Source organism: Nonomuraea sp. CA-218870 (genome assembly GCF_050936535.1).
Classification (GTDB): domain Bacteria; phylum Actinomycetota; class Actinomycetes; order Streptosporangiales; family Streptosporangiaceae; genus Nonomuraea; species Nonomuraea corallina.
In genome coordinates, this window is sequence record NZ_JBNJMN010000001.1 from 142,657 (window position 1) to 158,631 (window position 15,975).

Annotated in this window: 15 protein-coding genes; 11 read left to right on the top strand and 4 right to left on the bottom strand. The window is 70.7% G+C overall.

Going from position 1 to position 15,975, the window contains the following annotated elements; genetic code table 11:
* Positions 1 to 13 precede the first annotated feature (13 nt).
* From ACQEUU_RS00715 to ACQEUU_RS00730, 4 genes are all read left to right on the top strand, one after another.
* Complete coding sequence (locus ACQEUU_RS00715; protein WP_433058764.1) at positions 14 to 376, top strand: hypothetical protein; 363 nt, start codon at positions 14 to 16, stop codon at positions 374 to 376.
* 69 nt (positions 377 to 445) lie between these two features.
* Positions 446 to 1,054 (top strand): hypothetical protein, encoded by a 609-nt coding sequence (locus ACQEUU_RS00720; protein ID WP_433058767.1) that lies wholly within the window; start codon positions 446 to 448, stop codon positions 1,052 to 1,054.
* A 225-nt stretch (positions 1,055 to 1,279) separates the two neighbouring features.
* Positions 1,280 to 2,548 (top strand): AAA family ATPase, encoded by a 1,269-nt coding sequence (locus ACQEUU_RS00725; protein ID WP_433058770.1) that lies wholly within the window; start codon positions 1,280 to 1,282, stop codon positions 2,546 to 2,548.
* On the top strand, positions 2,529 to 3,143 hold the full coding sequence (locus ACQEUU_RS00730; RefSeq protein ID WP_433058773.1) for an RloB family protein: 615 nt from the start codon (positions 2,529 to 2,531) through the stop codon (positions 3,141 to 3,143). The genes ACQEUU_RS00725 and ACQEUU_RS00730 overlap by 20 nt, the downstream gene beginning before the upstream one ends.
* 1 nt (position 3,144) lies before the next feature.
* Here ACQEUU_RS00730 and ACQEUU_RS00735 read toward each other — a convergent pair whose 3' ends face one another.
* The gene (locus ACQEUU_RS00735) at positions 3,145 to 4,284 is read right to left on the bottom strand and encodes an acyl-CoA dehydrogenase family protein (RefSeq protein WP_433058775.1); all 1,140 of its coding nucleotides are present in this window, start codon (positions 4,282 to 4,284) and stop codon (positions 3,145 to 3,147) included.
* Positions 4,281 to 7,676, bottom strand: a complete 3,396-nt coding sequence (locus ACQEUU_RS00740; RefSeq protein WP_433058777.1) for an indolepyruvate ferredoxin oxidoreductase family protein — start codon at positions 7,674 to 7,676, stop codon at positions 4,281 to 4,283. Before ACQEUU_RS00740 ends, ACQEUU_RS00735 begins: the two co-directional genes overlap by 4 nt.
* A 150-nt stretch (positions 7,677 to 7,826) precedes the next feature.
* On the opposite strand from ACQEUU_RS00740, the gene ACQEUU_RS00745 reads away from it, so the two are divergent.
* The 6 genes from ACQEUU_RS00745 (at position 7,827) to ACQEUU_RS00770 (ending at position 12,233) form a co-directional block, all read left to right on the top strand.
* Positions 7,827 to 8,285: an Lrp/AsnC family transcriptional regulator gene (locus ACQEUU_RS00745; RefSeq protein WP_433058779.1), complete on the top strand. Its 459-nt coding sequence runs from the start codon at positions 7,827 to 7,829 to the stop codon at positions 8,283 to 8,285.
* Between the two features lie 66 nt (positions 8,286 to 8,351).
* Positions 8,352 to 10,130: a flavin-containing monooxygenase gene (locus ACQEUU_RS00750; RefSeq protein WP_433058782.1), complete on the top strand. Its 1,779-nt coding sequence runs from the start codon at positions 8,352 to 8,354 to the stop codon at positions 10,128 to 10,130.
* Between the two features lie 69 nt (positions 10,131 to 10,199).
* Positions 10,200 to 10,715, top strand: coding sequence for a DUF5709 domain-containing protein (locus ACQEUU_RS00755; RefSeq protein WP_433058784.1), 516 nt, complete (start codon positions 10,200 to 10,202; stop codon positions 10,713 to 10,715).
* An 8-nt stretch (positions 10,716 to 10,723) separates the two neighbouring features.
* Positions 10,724 to 11,158: a hypothetical protein gene (locus ACQEUU_RS00760; protein ID WP_433058787.1), complete on the top strand. Its 435-nt coding sequence runs from the start codon at positions 10,724 to 10,726 to the stop codon at positions 11,156 to 11,158.
* A gap of 32 nt (positions 11,159 to 11,190) precedes the next feature.
* Positions 11,191 to 11,478 (top strand): DUF2795 domain-containing protein, encoded by a 288-nt coding sequence (locus ACQEUU_RS00765; protein WP_433058790.1) that lies wholly within the window; start codon positions 11,191 to 11,193, stop codon positions 11,476 to 11,478.
* 35 nt (positions 11,479 to 11,513) lie between these two features.
* A complete protein-coding gene (locus ACQEUU_RS00770; RefSeq protein WP_433058793.1) occupies positions 11,514 to 12,233 on the top strand; it encodes a YqjF family protein in 720 nt (239 codons plus the stop codon).
* Between the two features lie 72 nt (positions 12,234 to 12,305).
* Here ACQEUU_RS00770 and ACQEUU_RS00775 read toward each other — a convergent pair whose 3' ends face one another.
* The gene (locus ACQEUU_RS00775) at positions 12,306 to 13,739 is read right to left on the bottom strand and encodes a nitronate monooxygenase (RefSeq protein ID WP_433058795.1); all 1,434 of its coding nucleotides are present in this window, start codon (positions 13,737 to 13,739) and stop codon (positions 12,306 to 12,308) included.
* Between the two features lie 137 nt (positions 13,740 to 13,876).
* On the opposite strand from ACQEUU_RS00775, the gene ACQEUU_RS00780 reads away from it, so the two are divergent.
* Positions 13,877 to 14,233: a hypothetical protein gene (locus tag ACQEUU_RS00780; RefSeq protein ID WP_433058797.1), complete on the top strand. Its 357-nt coding sequence runs from the start codon at positions 13,877 to 13,879 to the stop codon at positions 14,231 to 14,233.
* Between the two features lie 4 nt (positions 14,234 to 14,237).
* On the opposite strand, the gene ACQEUU_RS00785 is transcribed toward ACQEUU_RS00780, so the two are convergent.
* Positions 14,238 to 15,926 carry a serine/threonine protein kinase gene (locus tag ACQEUU_RS00785; protein ID WP_433058800.1) on the bottom strand — a complete coding sequence of 563 codons (1,689 nt, stop codon included), beginning with the start codon at positions 15,924 to 15,926 and terminating at the stop codon, positions 14,238 to 14,240.
* Positions 15,927 to 15,975: the final 49 nt, after the last annotated feature.

A 15,975-nucleotide genomic window follows, 5' to 3' on the forward strand; every position in this document is an offset into this window, starting at 1 on the left:
CCAACGCACGCCGATGGAGGCCCAGGAAGTACTTGCCACCATGGCGGACGAGTACAACCTGGTCGAGGCCACCCGTCGCACGGCCAGCAAACCGTTCCCGGTATATCGCCTGCGTTCAGAGACCCTTGCCTCCATGTCGCGATCCGTCACGTACCGCCGCCGCACGATCGATGAAACCGACCAGAAAATCATCGAACACGTGAAGGAGTACGGCTTCATCACCAACCAGACCATCCGCCGCCTGTTCGACCTCCATGTCTACGCCGCCCGCGATCTGATCAACAATCTTCGCGAACGTGAGATTCTACAGAAGATTGGAGATGCGAAAGGAGGAGCAGGGGTACGTTATGGGCAGGGAGCCAAATTCCCCAAATGAGATACGCATCGACGGAGGACACTCCCGTGGCTTGACAGGATCTCATCGCAGGCGATAGAAGCGTCGCTGGTGTCGTCGAGAATCTCCGTACCTTCCTTATCCGCTCTGGCGATCCTGACGCCGCTGGCGCCTGCGGTCATCGTGCCCAAACCCGCGAACGTAGTCGCCGGGGCCGTCATCTCCGCCCTGCTGGTGGCACCCGTGGTGGCACTGCGCCGCAAACGGGGGGCGTCGTGGGTGGGTGCCGCGCTGCTGGCCCTGCTCGCCATGACCGCCGCCGTGCAGCCGGTGTTCGGGTTCGGCAACCCGAGTGCGGAGGAGATCCGGCGCCAGGTCGAGATCCAGATCGCTCTCGGCAGGCCGATCGACCTCCATGGCGGGGCGCTGCGGTTCCTCCCCTGGGACGCCAACGACCTGCTGCTGCTCGCCGTCGCCGCCCTGACCACGGCGGTGCTCGCTGCTCACGCTCCTTCCCGTCGTCCTCATCGTGCTGGCGGTACGGGTGCGCCGGGTCTCGACAAGCGCCTCACCTCCTTCCGCCCGCTCTGCGGCAACGAGCACGATGGCGTCCCGCCCTGGATCCAAGACGAACGGAAACTGACGTCAACGTCCCCCGCCTCCCAACGCAAGGAAGCGAGGTTTCGCACGTCAAGGCCTATTTCGCCAGATCCCTGCTGATCACCCGGCGCCGCGTCCAGGTAGGTGGCGCAGGGCCGAGCCCACCGCCGTCACCAGGAGAACCACCGCCCCGAACCGTGGCTGGACGGCGTTGGCCTCCTGATCCGGAAGGAATGCCTACCGAGCCGGATCAGCCGCTGTAGCGTAGGGTGACTGCGTACGTTACATGTGATTTTTCGACGTAGAAACCGCTGTAACCCACTCTACAGAGAGGTCACATCGCCCATGCTGCTGAGTTTCCGCGTGGCGAACCACAGGTCGCTCCGTGATGAGCAACAGTTGCTCTTGACTCCGACCTACGACACCGAGGCGGCATCCGCCCAGGGCTGCCCGGCCCTACCGGTGATCGGAATTTTCGGAGCAAATGCCTCAGGAAAGTCAAACGTACTTGACGCTTTGATCTACATGAGGAACCTCGTCCGCGGCTCACTGCGGGAATCCGAGCCGGGAAGCGGAATCGCTCGCTCCCCCTTCGCTTTGGATTTCTCCGCCGGCGAAGATCCATCATTGTTCGTGGTAGATCTGATGATTGATGGAGTCAGATACACTTATGGATTCGCGGTCAACGACGAGCGGGTAGTCGAGGAGTGGCTCTACAGCTACCCGCTGAAAAAGAAGCGGGAAGTCTTCCATCGACGCAACGATGAATACAGCTACGGAGAGCACTCGCCGCAGTCCATGAGGCAGGTGGCGAACATCACCGAATCCAATGTCCTCTTCCTTTCCGTGGCCGCACGCTCACGGCAAGAACTGGTCAGGCCCGTCTACGACTGGTTCATGCGGGTGCTGGTGCGCAACCCCCGCCACGTTCGAACAGCACCGAGGACACTGGACTCAGTCGATCGTCTTGGCCTGCTGAACCGCATGGTAGAACTCCTCCAGGCAGCGGACACCGGAATCGAGTCTGCGGAGATCGTCGAGGAGACCGACGCCGAATTCCTTGAGAGAACAGCCCGACAGAAGGCGCCGCAGGGTTTCGTTCCGGAGCGCCGAAAAGACGTGCTCTTCAAGCATCGAGGCGAGGCGGGCAGTTTTCCACTGACACTGCGCGAGCAGTCCTTGGGAACACAGGCGCTCTACGAGATCGGGGTGGATGTGTTCAGGGCTCTCGATCGCGGGGCAGTCCTGGTCGCGGATGAGCTGGACTCAAGCCTCCACCCGTTCCTGACAGCACAGCTGATCAAACTGTTCAACGATCCCGCTGTCAATACTGAGGGCGCGCAGTTGGTGTTCAGCAGTCACGACACGACACTTCTCGGCAAGATCCAGGGGGAAGAGGTGCTGAGAAGGGACTCCATATGGTTCACCGAGAAGGACGATCACGGCGCGACCGAACTGTTCCCGCTGACGGATTTCAAACCTCGCCGCGACGAGAACAGAGAACGCCGGTATCTAGCCGGTCGTTACGGGGCGGTCCCCATCATCAGCGACAGCTTGTTTGCTGCCGCCGTCGTGGCACGAAGGGAGGCCGAAAATGTCTCCCCAGAATCCTAGACCGAAGAAGAAGCCGTTCAAAATCACTACTGAGACGAACCTGGAGCACAAGAGTTCCGGCACTCGAGAGGAGCGCGCTTCCTATTTGATCCTATGTGAAGGGAAGACCGAAAGAGACTATTTCACAGGAATGCGAACCCGGCGTGGGCCGCACATAAATGTTGAGCTGCCCGGTTCTGATCACATGTCCATCGCCCGAGCGGCGGCGAATCGGAACAGCGACGAGTACAGCAGCGTCTGGTGTGTTCTGGACACCGAACTCGACTCGATGACGACGGCCAAAGTGCTCGCCGTCATCCAGCAGAGCTCGGCCAACGCCTGTCTTTCCACGCCTTCTTTCGAGGCATGGTTGATCATGCATCACGAAGATTGCCTCAGGCCCTTCCAGTCGGCGGACGAAGCGAAGAGAAAACTCAAGACGATCGTCCCGTCCTGGAGTGAAGGCGGTACACGCTTCTCCGACTTTTCCCATGGCGTGCAGGATGCCATGCGAAGAGCGCGCAAGATCGACTCATCCGGAGAGTCGGTTCTCAAGAATCCGTCGTCCAACGTCTGGCGACTGGTCGACCTGTTGATCGCTACGGCCGAGGACTGAACTATGTAGCCAGATCCCTGCTGATCACCAGTCGCTGGATCTGGTTCGTGCCCTCGAAGATTTGCATGATCTTCGCCTCGCGCATGTACCGCTCCACCCGGAACTCCCGCGTGTACCCGTACCCGCCGAACACCTGCACCGCGTCCGTCGTCACCTTCATGGCCGCGTCCGTGGCCACCAGCTTCGCCACGGACGCCTGCCGCGAGTAGGCCAGCCCCGCGTCCCGCCGGCGCGCCGCGTCCAGATAGGTGGCGCGGGCCGAGTCGACCGCCGCCGCCATGTCCGCCAGCAGGAAGCCGAGGCCCTGGTGGTCGATGATGCGCTTGCCGAAGGTCTGGCGTTCCTTGGCGTACGCGACCGCCTCGTCCAGGGCCGCCTGGGCGAGGCCGACGGCGCAGGCGGCGATGCCGAGGCGGCCGGAGTCGAGGGCGCTGAAGGCGATCTGGAGGCCCTGGCCCTCGGCGCCGATGAGGCGGGACGGGTCCAGCAGGACGTCGTCGTAGTGGGCGGTGGTGGTGGGGACGGCGTGCAGGCCCATCTTCTCCTCGGGGCGGCCGAAGGTGAGGCCATCAGCAGTACCCGGGGCGAGGAAGCAGGAGATGCCGCGGTTCCCCGAGCCGGTGCGGGCGAACAGGGCGTAGAAGCCGGCGAGGCCGCCGTGGGTGATCCACGCCTTGGTGCCGGTGATCCGGTAGCCGTCGTCGGTGCGCGAGGCGCGGCAGGTGAGGGCGGCGGCGTCGGAGCCGGCCTGGGGTTCGGAGAGGCTGTAGCCGCCGATGATCCGGCCTGCGAGCATGTCGGGCAGCCAGCGCGCCTTCTGCTCGTCGCTGCCGTAGGTGAAGATCGGGAAGCAGGCGAGGGTGTGCACGCTGGTGGCGACGGCGACCGACGCCCAGCGGGCCGCCAGTTCCTCGATCACCTGGAGGTAGACCTCGTACGGCTGGCCGCCGCCTCCGTACTCCTCCGGGTAGGCCAGGCCGAGCAGCCCGGCCTCGCCCAGCAGCGCGAACAGGCCCTCGGGGTAGGTCTCGGCGCGCTCGTGCTCGTCGACGCGGCGGGCGAGCTCCTTGTCGGCGATCTCGCGGGTCAGGTCGATGAGGTCGCGGGCGTCCTGGCCGGGCAGCAGGCGGTCAACGGTCACGGTCTCTCCTGAGCGGCGGTCCGGAGCTGGTCGTCCTGGGCGAGGGCGGTGAGTGCCTCGGCGGCGCGGGCGCGGAAGTCGGCGACGCGGGACAGCTTGATGTCCTCGTACCCGCGGATGCCCTCGGGCAGCGCGGCGAGCGCCGCGACGGCGGCGGCGTTGCCGGGGGTGAGGCGGGCGAGGGCGTCGTTCATGAGGCCACGGTATTCGCCGATGAGCTCGCGTTCGACCCGGCGTACCCCGGCGCGGCCGAACACGTCGAGCGTGGTGCCGCGCAGCACGCGGGCGGCGCGCAGGCCGCGGAACAGCACTCCGGCCGAGCGCCGCACCTTGATCTTGCGCTTCATGCCCATCGCGCGGAACACGGGCGGGTGGAGCAGCACCGACACCTTGGCGTCGGGGCCGAACTCGCGGTCACGACGGGCCCGCTCGTCCGGGTCGAGGTGGAGCCGGGCGACCTCGTACTCGTCCTTGTAGGCCATGAGGTGGTGCAGGCTCCTGGCGTACGCGAGCGCGACGCGGGCGCCGGCCTCCTGCCCGGCGCGTTCGGCGGCGAGCGCGTGGACGCGCCGCACGTCCTGCTCGTACGAGTGCGCGTACGCGGCGTTCTGGTAGCCGGTGAGGTCGGCGGCGCGGATGGCGATCGTCTCCTCCAGCCCGGTGGGCTCCGGAGGGGTGAGTCCGGCGGCCTTGAGGACGGCGTCGCGGTCGTGGGCCAGGGCGCGGCCCCAGCGGAAGGCGGCCACGTTCTTGTCGACGGCGGCGCCGTTGAGCTGGATGGCGCGTTCGACCGCCGAAGCGGAGACGGGCAGGCAGCCGTGCTGGTAGGCGGCGCCGATCAGCAGCATGTTCGCCGGCATGTGGTCGTCGAAGAGCGCCTCGGCCAGGCTGTGGGCGTCCACGTACAGGCCCGAGAGGGTGGCGGACTCGATGCGGGTGAGCGCGTCGGCGGGCGAGCCGGGCACGGCGGCGCGGCCGGTCACCATGGCGGCGGTGGGGACGACCGAGGTGTCGATGACGGCGATGGTCCGGTCGGGGGCGGCGACGGCAAGGTTGGCGTCGGCGGCGGCGCCGAGCAGGTCGAAGCCGATGAGCACGTCGGCGCTGCCGCGCGTGGCCCGCACCGAGCCGGTGACCGGCCGGGTGGAGATGCGGACGTCGCTGACGACGGGGCCGCCCTTCTGCGCCAGCCCGGTCTGCTCCAGCCCGGCGGCGTGCAGGCCGTCGAGGTGGGCGGCCATCTGCAGGATCTGGGAGACGGTGACGACGCCGGTGCCGCCGATGCCGGGCATCCTGATCAGCACGGTGTCGCCGACCTTCCGGTCCGGCTCGCCGGGTTCGACGGGCAGGTCGGGGACCTGGTGGGCGCTTCTGGTGCCCGGCTCTACCAGCAGGAACGACGGGCAGTCGCCCTTGAGGCAGCTCAGGTCGGTGTTGCAGGACGGCTGGTGGATGCGGGTCTTGCGGCCGAACTCGGTCTCCACCGGCTGGACCGACAGGCAGGTGGAGACGTCGCCGCAGTCGCCGCAGCCCTCGCAGACGCGCTCGTTCACCACGATCTTGGCGGTCGGGACGGGGAGTTTGCCGCGCTTGCGCAGCCGGCGTTCCTCGGCGGCGCACCGGTCGTCGTGGATGAGCACGGTGACGCCGTCGATCGCGGCCAGTTCGCGCTCGACCTGCTGGAGTTCGTCGCGGTGGCGGACGTGGGCGATGCCCGGCAGCCGGACTCCGCGGTACGTCTCGGGCTCGGGGGTGGTGACGACGATCCGCCGTACGCCTTCGAGGGCGAGTTCGTGGGCGAGGGCGGGCACGTCCAGGCGGCCTTCTGCGCGCTGGCCGCCGGTCATGGCGACGGCGTCGTTGTAGAGGAGTTTGTACGTCATCGTCACCCCGGCGGCGACGGCGGCGCGGACGGCGAGGGAGCCGGAGTGGTGGAAGGTGCCGTCGCCGAGGTTCTGCACGAAGTGGCGGTCGTCGGTGAACGGGGCGAGCCCGATCCACTGCGCGCCCTCGCCGCCCATCTGGGTGAGCCCGACCTGGGCGCCGCGTCCGTCGCCGTCGAGCGCGATCATGGCGTGGCAGCCGATGCCGACGCCGACGAGCGTGTCGTCGGCGGTGCGGGTGGAGGTGTTGTGCGGGCAGCCCGAGCAGAAGTACGGGGTGCGGGCCGCGATCAGCGGCAGGGAGCGGCGGGCGGGCCGGGGTTCGGCCGGCGGCCGGGGCAGGTTCTCGGGGCCGGCGCAGCGGGTGATGGCGCGGGCCACCTCGTCGGCGCCGAGGGTCCCGCGGGCGGTGAGCAGGTCGCGGCCGTGCACGACGGGGGTGTGCTCGCTCCCGTACAGGGCCTGCTTGAGGTGGCCTTCCAGGAACGCGACCTTGTCCTCGACGACGAGGACCCGCTCCAGGCCGGCGGTCTGCGCGGCCAGCGCAGCGTGGTCCAGGGGGAACGGCATGCCGATCTTGATCAGCCGGAGCCCGAGGCGGGCCATGGCGTCCTCGTCCACGCCGAGGTCGGCGAGCGCCCGGCGGACCACGGCGAAGCCGGTGCCGGAGGCGAGGATGCCGAGCCTGGCGCGCGGCGCGTCGAACACGACCCGGTTCAGCCCGTGCGCGGAGGCGTAGGCGCGGGCCAGGTCGAGGCGGCGGGTGAGCATGTCGTGCTCGGCGTCGAGGGAGGCGGGGCCGACGAGCACCGGCGGCTTGCGCGGGGCGGCCCTCTCGGGCTCGGGGACGCCGTGGTCGCCGCCGAGCTCGACGGTGGCGGCGGCGTCCGCGACGTCAGCGACGATCTTGAGACCGGTCCAGAGGCCGCTGGCGCGGGACAGCGCCACCGCGTGCAGCCCGTACTCGATGATCTCGGCGACGGAGCCGGGCGCGAGCAGCGGCATCGACAGGCTCTGGCACATCGGCTCGCACGAGCTGGGCACGGTCGAGGACTTGCTGCCGGGGTCGTCGCCGATCCAGGCCACGGCCCCGCCGAGCGGCGCGGTGCCGGCCAGGTTGCCGTGGCGGATGGCGTCGGCGGCCCGGTCCAGGCCGGGGTTCTTGCCGTACCAGAAGCCGGTCACCCCCTCGTGGCGGCGGCCGGGCAGCGCGTCGAGGAGCTGGGTGCCGGCCACGGCGGTGGCGGCCAGTTCCTCGTTCAGGCCGGGCTTGAAGACGACTCCGGCGGCCTCCAGGAAGCGCGCGGCCCGTCCCATCTCCAGGTCGACGCCGCCCAGCGGGGAGCCCTGGTAGCCGGAGACGAAGACCCGGGTGTCCAGGCCGCGTTCGCGGTCGAGTCTGCGCTGCTCCAGGGTCAGGCGGACCAGGGCCTGGATGCCGGAGATCAGCGCGCGGCCGCTGTCGGCCGCGTACTTGTCGTCGATCGACACCTCGACGGGAACGCTCACGCGAACCTCCTATGCACGTGGAACCCTCAGCACAGCAAGGGTGTGAGGCAGCGCGCAAGAGTCAGCGAACCTGGAGGTTGAAAAACGCAAAATGTTTGATGATGCTGGGTGAATCGGCCGCTTTCTTTGCGCCGGCGAGGGGGGTGTCCCATGTCAGAGGTGGACGAGATCGATCATCGGCTGCTGCGCCTGCTCCGGGAGGACGGCCGCCGGACGTTTTCGGAGATGGCCGAGCGGGTGGGCCTGTCGGTCGCGGCGGTCAAGCGGCGCGTCGACCGGCTCAGGGAGCTGGGCGTGATCACCGGGTTCACCGTCGAGATCGACTACGCGAAGCTGGGCTGGGGCATCGAGGCGTTCACGGAGCTGAGCTATCCGGGCACGACCCCGGTCGCCGACATCGTGCGGACCGCGGCGACCGTGCCGGAGGTGCAGGAGGTGTTCACGATCGCCGGGGACCCGGACGCGCTCATCCACGTCCGGGTCCGCGACCTGGGTCATCTGCAGCAGGTGATCGACCGGCTGCGCCGGGCGGGCGACGTGACGGGCACCAAGACGCTGCTGGTGCTGGGCTCGTGGACCCGTGACACGGGGGCGCCGCGGCCCCTGTGACGTGCCCTTGCCGGGGTTATTTCGGGAATGCCATTCTGGAATCCCTGGCTTACGGGAGCGCGCATCGTGGACAAAGAAGCCATTCGCCTGAAATATCGGCAAGAGCGGGACAAGCGGCTTCGCCCCGACGGCAACGACCAGTACGTCCGGCTCACCGGCCCCTTCTCCCACTACCTCGACGACCCGTACACGCGAAGGACCGAGCGCGAGCCCAGGACCGACGACGTGACCGTGGCGTTCGTCGGCGGCGGCTTCGCCGGCCTGCTCACCGGGGCGCGGCTGAAGGAGGCCGGCGTCCGGGACGTGCGCATCGTCGAGAAGGGCGGCGACTTCGGCGGCACGTGGTACTGGAACCGCTACCCGGGCGCGCAGTGCGACACCGCGTCGTACGTCTACATGCCGCTGCTCGAAGAGACCGGCCACATGCCGACGGAGAAGTACGCGCACGCGCCCGAGATCCTGGAGCACTGCCGGCGCATCGGCAAGCACTACGGCCTGTACGACGACGCGCTGTTCCACACGGAGGTCACCGGGCTGGAGTGGGACGCGACCCGGTCGCGGTGGGTCGTCACGACCGACAGGGGCGACGCGTTCACGGCCCGGTTCGTGGCCATGGGGATCGGGCCGCTGCACGTGCCGAAGCTGCCCGGCGTTCCCGGCATCGAGGACTTCCGCGGCCACTCCTTCCACACCAGCCGGTGGGACTACGACTACACCGGAGGCGACCCGTCGGGCGCGCCCCTGGACCGGCTCGGCGACAAGCGGGTGGGCGTCATCGGCACCGGGGCCACGGCCGTGCAGTGCGTGCCGCACCTGGCGCGGTCCTGCGGGGAGCTGTACGTGTTCCAGCGCACGCCGTCATCGGTGGACGTGCGCGACAACCGGCCGACCGACCCCGAGTGGTTCGCCTCGATCGCCTCCCCCGGCTGGCAGCGGCGCTGGCTGGAGAACTTCACCGCCATGCAGACCGGCGTGCTCGCCGACGAGGACCTGGTGATGGACGGCTGGACCGACATCGCCCGCAGGGTCCGCTCCCGGATCGCCGCGCTGCCGCCGGAGGAGCGCGCCCTGGAGCGGATGCTGGCCGCGTTCGAGGACTCCGACTTCGAGAAGATGGAGGAGATCAGGGCCCGCGTGGACGCCGTGGTCGAGGACCCGGAGACGGCCCGGCGGCTCAAGGCGTGGTACCGCCAGCTCTGCAAGCGGCCCTGCTTCCACGACGAATACCTCCAGGCGTTCAACCGGCCGAACACCCACCTGGTCGACACCGACGGCAAGGGCGTCGAACGGATCACCCCGGACGGCGTCGTGGTGGCGGGCCGGGAGTACGCGCTGGACTGCCTCGTCTACGCCTCGGGGTTCGAGGTCGGCACCGCGTTCACCCGGCGGGCCGGCTACGACCCGGTGGGGCGTGACGGGGTCAGGCTGTCGGAGCGCTGGGCCGAGGGCATGCGCACGCTGCACGGCATCCACGTGCACGGCTTCCCCAACGCCTTCATCGTCCAGCCCACCCAGGGCGCGAACCTCGTCTCCAACATCCCGCACAACCTCACCGAGTCGGGCGCGACCATCGCGGCGATCGTCAGGCACGCCCTCGACCACGGCCACCGCGAGGTCGAGGTGACCCGGGAGGCCGAGGACGCCTGGGTGGAGCTGCTGCTGACGGGGACCGGCGGGCTGCTCGGCGGGGCCGACTGCACGCCGGGCTACTACAACGGCGAGGGACGGGACTCCGGTCTGCTCGGCCGCCTCTTCGTCGGCTACCCGCACGGGGCGACGGCCTTCTTCGACCACATCGACCGGTGGCGCTCGTCGGGCGCGTTCGAGGGGCTCACCTTCCGATGATTTTCCCGTGAGGTCGCGGCCGTCCGGGGTAGCGGGCGATGGACGGCCAGAGACCTGGAGGGGGACGTTGTGACCGAACACACGCCTGAACACGATCCGCACTCGCGGTTCGAGGACGAGGGGATCCCGGATCTCCAGGACGGAACGCCGGAGCAGCAGTGGGCCGAGGACCCGCAGGAGGCGCCGCTCCCGGCCGACCGTCCCATCGCCGTCGACGACTACGGCACCACGGTCGACGAGCAGATCCAGGGCGAGCCGCTGGACGGCCGCCTGGAACGTGAGGTGCCCGAGGAGGAGGCGTCCTTCGGCACCGACACGCCGGTGACCGTGCAGCGGGCCCCCCGATCCGACCCCGACGAGCGTCCGCTCACCGAGGACGGCGGCCTGGGTGTCGGGTCCGACCTCGACACGGACTTCCAGGAGGACACCGGGGTGGACGAGGACCCCGGCCGCGCCGGCCGCCTGGTGGCCGCCGACGAGGGCGCCCATCCCGACACCGAGCCGGACGAGGTGGCCCGCGACGTCGGCCCCGACATGGGCGGCTACTCCGCCGAGGAGGCCGCCATGCGGGTCGAACCGGAATAGGGAGAAACATGACCAGGAAAGATGAGAAGGGCGGCTACTCGCAGGAAGCCGGGTACATGGCCGGCCGCGACGACGAGTACGGCGTCACGGCGGGCTCCGGCGAGAAGTCCGTGGCCGCCCGCACCGACGAGATCGAAGGCCACGAGGAGGTCATTCCCGGGCCCAGCCCGCACCCGATGCCCGCCGCCGCCACCCGAGGCGACCAGGGCCACGGCGGCGATCCGGGCTTCCGCGTACGCGGCCCGGTGGACGAGGCCAGGCACGGCGAGGTCGAGGACGACGGCGAGGACCTCGGCGAGCGCGTCCCGGCCGGCGGTCACCTGAACGGCGACGCCGACTGGGTCGACTCCGACGTCGCGGAGGACCCGGACGCCGGCTCCGGCCGCACCGAGGCGGACGACGGCGGCTACCTGCCGGGCGAAGGCACCGGCCGGCCGCTCTGAACAACACCCACCCCGAACGAAGGAACGAGGACATGGAACAGCAGCGAGGCGACGACAGGCACCAGCCCGACATCCACGAGCCGGGCTCGCCCGAAGGCATGAGCGCGGAGGAGGTCGACGCCCGCAGCGACCTGGCCCGCTGGATCAGCGGCGTGCACGCCTTCCCTGCGGACAAGAAGGAACTCGTGGAGCGGGCTCAGGGGCAGTCCGCCCCCGACCCGGTGCTGTCCGTGCTGCGGTCGCTGCCCGACCGCAGCTACGACACCATGAACGACGTGGCCGAGGAGCTCGGCCTGGCCGGGCGGGGCCAGTTCGACTGATCGCATATCGGCGCCGGTGCGGGTAGGGACGGGGCATGAAAGCCCCGCCCTCACCCCGGGTCGCCCGGCCGGTGATGTACCAACGCTGGTCGAACATGACGTTCCTGCACTGGCGCTACCCTGCCGAGACGGTCCAGGCCCTGGTGCCCCCGCAGCTCACGGTCGAGACGTTCGACGGGACCGCGTGGGTGGGGATGACCCCGTTCCTCATGGAGGACGTGCGCGCGCCGGGCCTGCCCCAGCTGCCGTGGGTGTCGAGGTTCCCGGAGACGAACCTGCGCACCTACGTGCGCGACGGGCGGGGGCGCTCGGGGATCTGGTTCTTCTCGCTCGACGCCGGCCGGCTGCCCGCCATGCTCGGCGGGCGGGCGGGCTACTGGCTGCCGTACCACTGGTCCGACATGTCGGTACGCATCGACGCCGGTCACTGGCGCTACCGGAGCCGCCGGATCTGGCCGGGGCCGCGCGGCGCCCGCTGCCACGCCGAGTCCAAGGTCGGCCTGGTGCTGACGGAGCGGGAACGGGACGGGCTCGCGCACTTCCTGACGGCCAGGTTCCGCCTGTTCTCGCAGGTCGCGGGCCGTACCGTGACGGCGGAGGTGGAGCACCCGCCCTGGCCGCTGCACCGCGCCGAGCTGCTGGAGCTGGACCAGACGCTGCTGAGCTCGGCGGGCCTGCCCGACGCCGGGCACGACCCGCTGGTGCACGCCTCCCCGGGGGTGCCGACCCGCATCGGCATGTGGCGACCGTTCTGACCCGGCCGCGCGCTTCCCGTCTCGCTGCCTGGGGACAGGGACCTTGGTCCCCGGTCAGGCGTATGCCACAGGCTAGGCGGTCCGTACCCGGGCTCCCGTCAGGATGTACTCGATCACGTCGGTCGCCGAGTGGTCCTCCGGCAGCTCGGCCAGGAAGCCGACGTCCTGGCCGAGGGTGAGCAGGGGCGGCTCGGCGTAGCCGTCGGGGCGATGCTGGCCGAGCCCGATGGCCGCGAGCAGCCCGTTGCACAGGCAGCGCCGGTCCTCCGCCTCCTCCGCCGGCCGGCCCTTGCGCACGTAGACGTCGACCGGCTCCGCGGGGCACCGGTAGCCGACCGCGCCGTCCTCCTTCGCGTACGGGGTGCGCAGGTAGCCCAGATCGCACAGGCGCGGCCGGTCGGCGTAGACCGCCGGGTCGGCGAGCGTGCCGGGCACGTCCGCGACCTTGAAGGGGAACCCGGTCGGCGAGGCCAGCGGGTCGTTGCGCACCCGGAGCGTACCGGCGGAGGCCTCCCGCAGCAGGCGGTCCCTGAGCGTCGGGTCGAGCCCCGACTCGCGGCAGAGCGCGAAGGCCGAGCCGGCCTGGATGCCGTTCGCGCCGGCGGCCAGCGCCGCGGCCAGGCCGTCGGCGGTGCCGTACCCTCCGGCGAGCCAGAACGGCAGCCCGATCGCGGCCACCTTGGCGATGTCCACCTCGTCACGCGGCCCGTACACCGGCTCGCCCCGCTCGTCGAGCGTCATCCGACCGCGCGGCGGCGCGCTGTGCCCGCCCGCGACGGGCGACTCCAGCACGAACCCGTCGGGACGGGTGCGCGGCGTGCGGGCCAGGTAGGTGGCCAGCACGTGCGAGGAGACGATGGCGAGCAGCCGGGGCCGCGGCAGCGGCGGGAGCGTCCGCCCGAACAGCCGGCGCGGCTCGACCGCCACCGGCTGCCGGTCGCCGTCGGCCACGGTGACGGCGACCTCTCCCCGGCGGTGCGCGGCCAGCTCGTCCAGCAGGTGCGGGATCTCCGCCGGGATGCCGGCGCCGACCAGGACGTAGTCGACCCCGGCCAGCATCGCGCCGTAGACGGCGGCGGGCGTGGCCATCTGGATCTTCTCCAGGTAGTTGACGCCGATCAGCCCGTCGTGCCCCTCCTTGGCCAGGTACACCTCGCAGAAGTTGGCCGCCACGGTCAGCTCGTCCAGCGCGCGGCTCTGCCGCAGGCCCAGCCGGGGCACGGGCCGGTACGGCGACCCCTCGGGGATGCCGCCGGGCACGAAGTAGCGGCGCAGCACCCGCCCGGCCACCTCGGGCACCGGGAAGGCGGCGAGCGCCCGGCGCAGGTCGCCGCCGGGGTCGCCCTGCTGCAGCCGCCGGGCCAGGGTGAGGTCCAGCGCCGTCCCCGACACCACGCCCAGTTGCCCGGCCCTGGACACCGTCCGTGCCAGCCGCCATCCCGACACTCCCACGCCCATGCCGCCCTGGATGAGGACGGGCGGGTCGCCCTGCGCACTCCTGCCCATGATGCCCAGTGCAGCAGGTGCGGCCTCCGGTGCTGTAGGGGCCAAAGTCCCTCCCGCCGGTGACTCCCGCCCCTACCCGGGACCGCCGCGGCCCGCTGTCATGCTGGCAGACCCCCTCGCACAGCAGGAGAGATCCCGTGACCGTACGATCCAGGGCCGCGCTGCCGCAGCCCTACGACGGGATGTACGCGGCCTACGCCACCGCGCTGTCCGGCGCCCGGCTGGCCGAGTCCAGCAAGTCCCGTTACCTCAACCGGGTGCGCGCCTTCCTGACCTGGACCGCGGAGGCCTCGGCCCGCGGCGCGCTGGGCCGCGACCCGCTCGGCGACATGGCCGCCGCCGTCGGCGCTGCGCACGGCTACCAGTGCCATCTCCGGGACGGCGGGTACGCGCCCGCGACGATCGACGGCATGCTGGCGGCGGTGGACGACTTCTACGCCCGCCGCGGCATCGGCGCGACCGGCGCCCGCCGCGAGCGCTCCGGAAGCGTCTGACCGGTCAGCGGGGGAACTCCAGCACCAGATACTCGTACTCGGCCGGGCCGGTGAGGTCGAACCGCTTGTCGCCGTCGCGGTCGACGAAGAACGACAGGTAGACCTCGCCCTTCCACTCGCCGGCGGGGGTGGCTGCGCCGTTCTGGGAGATCGTGGAGAACAGCACCTTGTCCTGGGTGTCCGAATGCTCGGCGACCCGGGTGTCGACCAGGTGGTTGTGGGCTCGCTCGTCCATCCAGAGGGTGCCGGACCCGTGCTCGTAGTCGGCGATGCCGGTGCCGGGCGCGTAGCAGGTGTGGTCCTCGACCTTCGCGCCCTGCTCGACGCGGAGGACCGAGTCGTCGGTCCAGGCGCAGATCTGGGCTGCGGTGTCCTTGGCCAGGGTGGGGAAGCGCAGCTCGAACGGCTCCGCCTTCATCGTGACCCGGGTGATCTCCCGATCGCGGTCGGAGAACGCCATGGTGCTCGCCGTGCCGCCCTGCCAGACCTCGATGCCCAGCCGGGGCGAGCGGGCGACCTGGTCACGCACGGGTGACGGGGTGCCCGACGCGCTCGGCGTGGGCCCGGAGGTCGCGCCCCCGGTGGGGCGGTCCAGGTTGAGCGCGAGCGTCACGGCCACGGTGGCCACCGCGACGGCCCCGGCGACGAGCGACGCGCCGATGACCATCCCCGCGCGCCGGCGTCCCGGCTGCGTGGCGGGCGCCCCCGACAGCACCGACGCGGACCCCCACGCTCCCCCCGGCCCCGGGCCGGACTGAGGGCCGGACGGGGGACCTGACTGAGGGCCGGACCGGAGGGCTGATGGCGGGGGCAACGGCACGGGGGTGCCGCTCGGCGGCGGGAGGGTGCCCGGCCTGGCCGTCGGCATGGCCTCCTGGTTCCTGTTCATCAGGCCGAGCAGCACCTGCTCGGCCGTCGGCCGCCGCGCCGGGTCCTTGGCCAGGCAGGCGGCCACGAAGTCGCGCAGCCGTCCCGACAGCCGCCCCAGGTCGGGCGTGCCGTTGAGGATCCGGTTGATGACGGCCGGCATCGGCTCCTGACCGAACGGCGGCCGCCCGTTGGCGGCGAACGCGATCGTGCAGGCCCAGGCGAACAGGTCGAGCGGCGCTCCCGCGGGATGCCCGGACAACTGCTCGGGAGCCATGTACGCGGGAGTGCCGACGACCCCGCTGGCCGGGGCGGCGGTGCCCTCGAACGGCCGCGCGATGCCGAAGTCGATCACCCGCGGCCCGTCGGCGGCCAGCAGCACGTTGCCGGGCTTGAAGTCGCGGTGCACGATCCCCGCCGCGTGGATGGCGCCCAGCGCGGTCGCGGTCGCCACGGCCAGCCGGTCCAGGTCGGTCCCGGCCAGGACGCCGCGCTCGCGCACCGCCTCCTGCAGCGACGGGCCTTCCACGTACTCGCTGATCACGTACGGCGGGTCGGACTCGGGGTCGGCGGCGAGGACCCGGGCGGTGCAGAACGGCGCGACCCGTTGCAGGGCGGCCAGCTCGCGGTGGAAGTAGCGCCTGGCGTCGGCGTCGTCCCCGAAGTCGGCGTGCAGGAGCTTGACCGCCACCCGCTCACCGGAGTCCGACTCCGCCAGGAACACGGTGCCCTGACCGCCCTCGCCGAGGCGGCCGCTGAGGGCGTAGCCGGCGATCTCCCGGGGGTCGTTGGCGCGGAGGGGGCGGACTCCGCTGATCGATGGCATGTCTCGATTGTGCCGGATGGCCCGGTGCCGGGGCTTGCGGTGTGCTTGA

Bases quoted from the DNA above. Each gene is read 5' to 3' on its own strand.
- ACQEUU_RS00765 (WP_433058790.1), top strand. From the start codon at position 11,191: ATGGAACAGCAGCGAGGCGACGACAGGCACCAGCCCGACATCCACGAG.
- ACQEUU_RS00760 (WP_433058787.1), top strand. From the start codon at position 10,724: ATGACCAGGAAAGATGAGAAGGGCGGCTACTCGCAGGAAGCCGGGTAC.
- ACQEUU_RS00745 (WP_433058779.1), top strand. From the start codon at position 7,827: ATGTCAGAGGTGGACGAGATCGATCATCGGCTGCTGCGCCTGCTCCGG.
- ACQEUU_RS00785 (WP_433058800.1), bottom strand. From the start codon at position 15,926: ATGCCATCGATCAGCGGAGTCCGCCCCCTCCGCGCCAACGACCCCCGG.
- ACQEUU_RS00725 (WP_433058770.1), top strand. From the start codon at position 1,280: ATGCTGCTGAGTTTCCGCGTGGCGAACCACAGGTCGCTCCGTGATGAG.
- ACQEUU_RS00730 (WP_433058773.1), top strand. From the start codon at position 2,529: ATGTCTCCCCAGAATCCTAGACCGAAGAAGAAGCCGTTCAAAATCACT.
- ACQEUU_RS00775 (WP_433058795.1), bottom strand. From the start codon at position 13,739: ATGGGCAGGAGTGCGCAGGGCGACCCGCCCGTCCTCATCCAGGGCGGC.
- ACQEUU_RS00715 (WP_433058764.1), top strand. From the start codon at position 14: ATGGAGGCCCAGGAAGTACTTGCCACCATGGCGGACGAGTACAACCTG.
- ACQEUU_RS00770 (WP_433058793.1), top strand. From the start codon at position 11,514: ATGAAAGCCCCGCCCTCACCCCGGGTCGCCCGGCCGGTGATGTACCAA.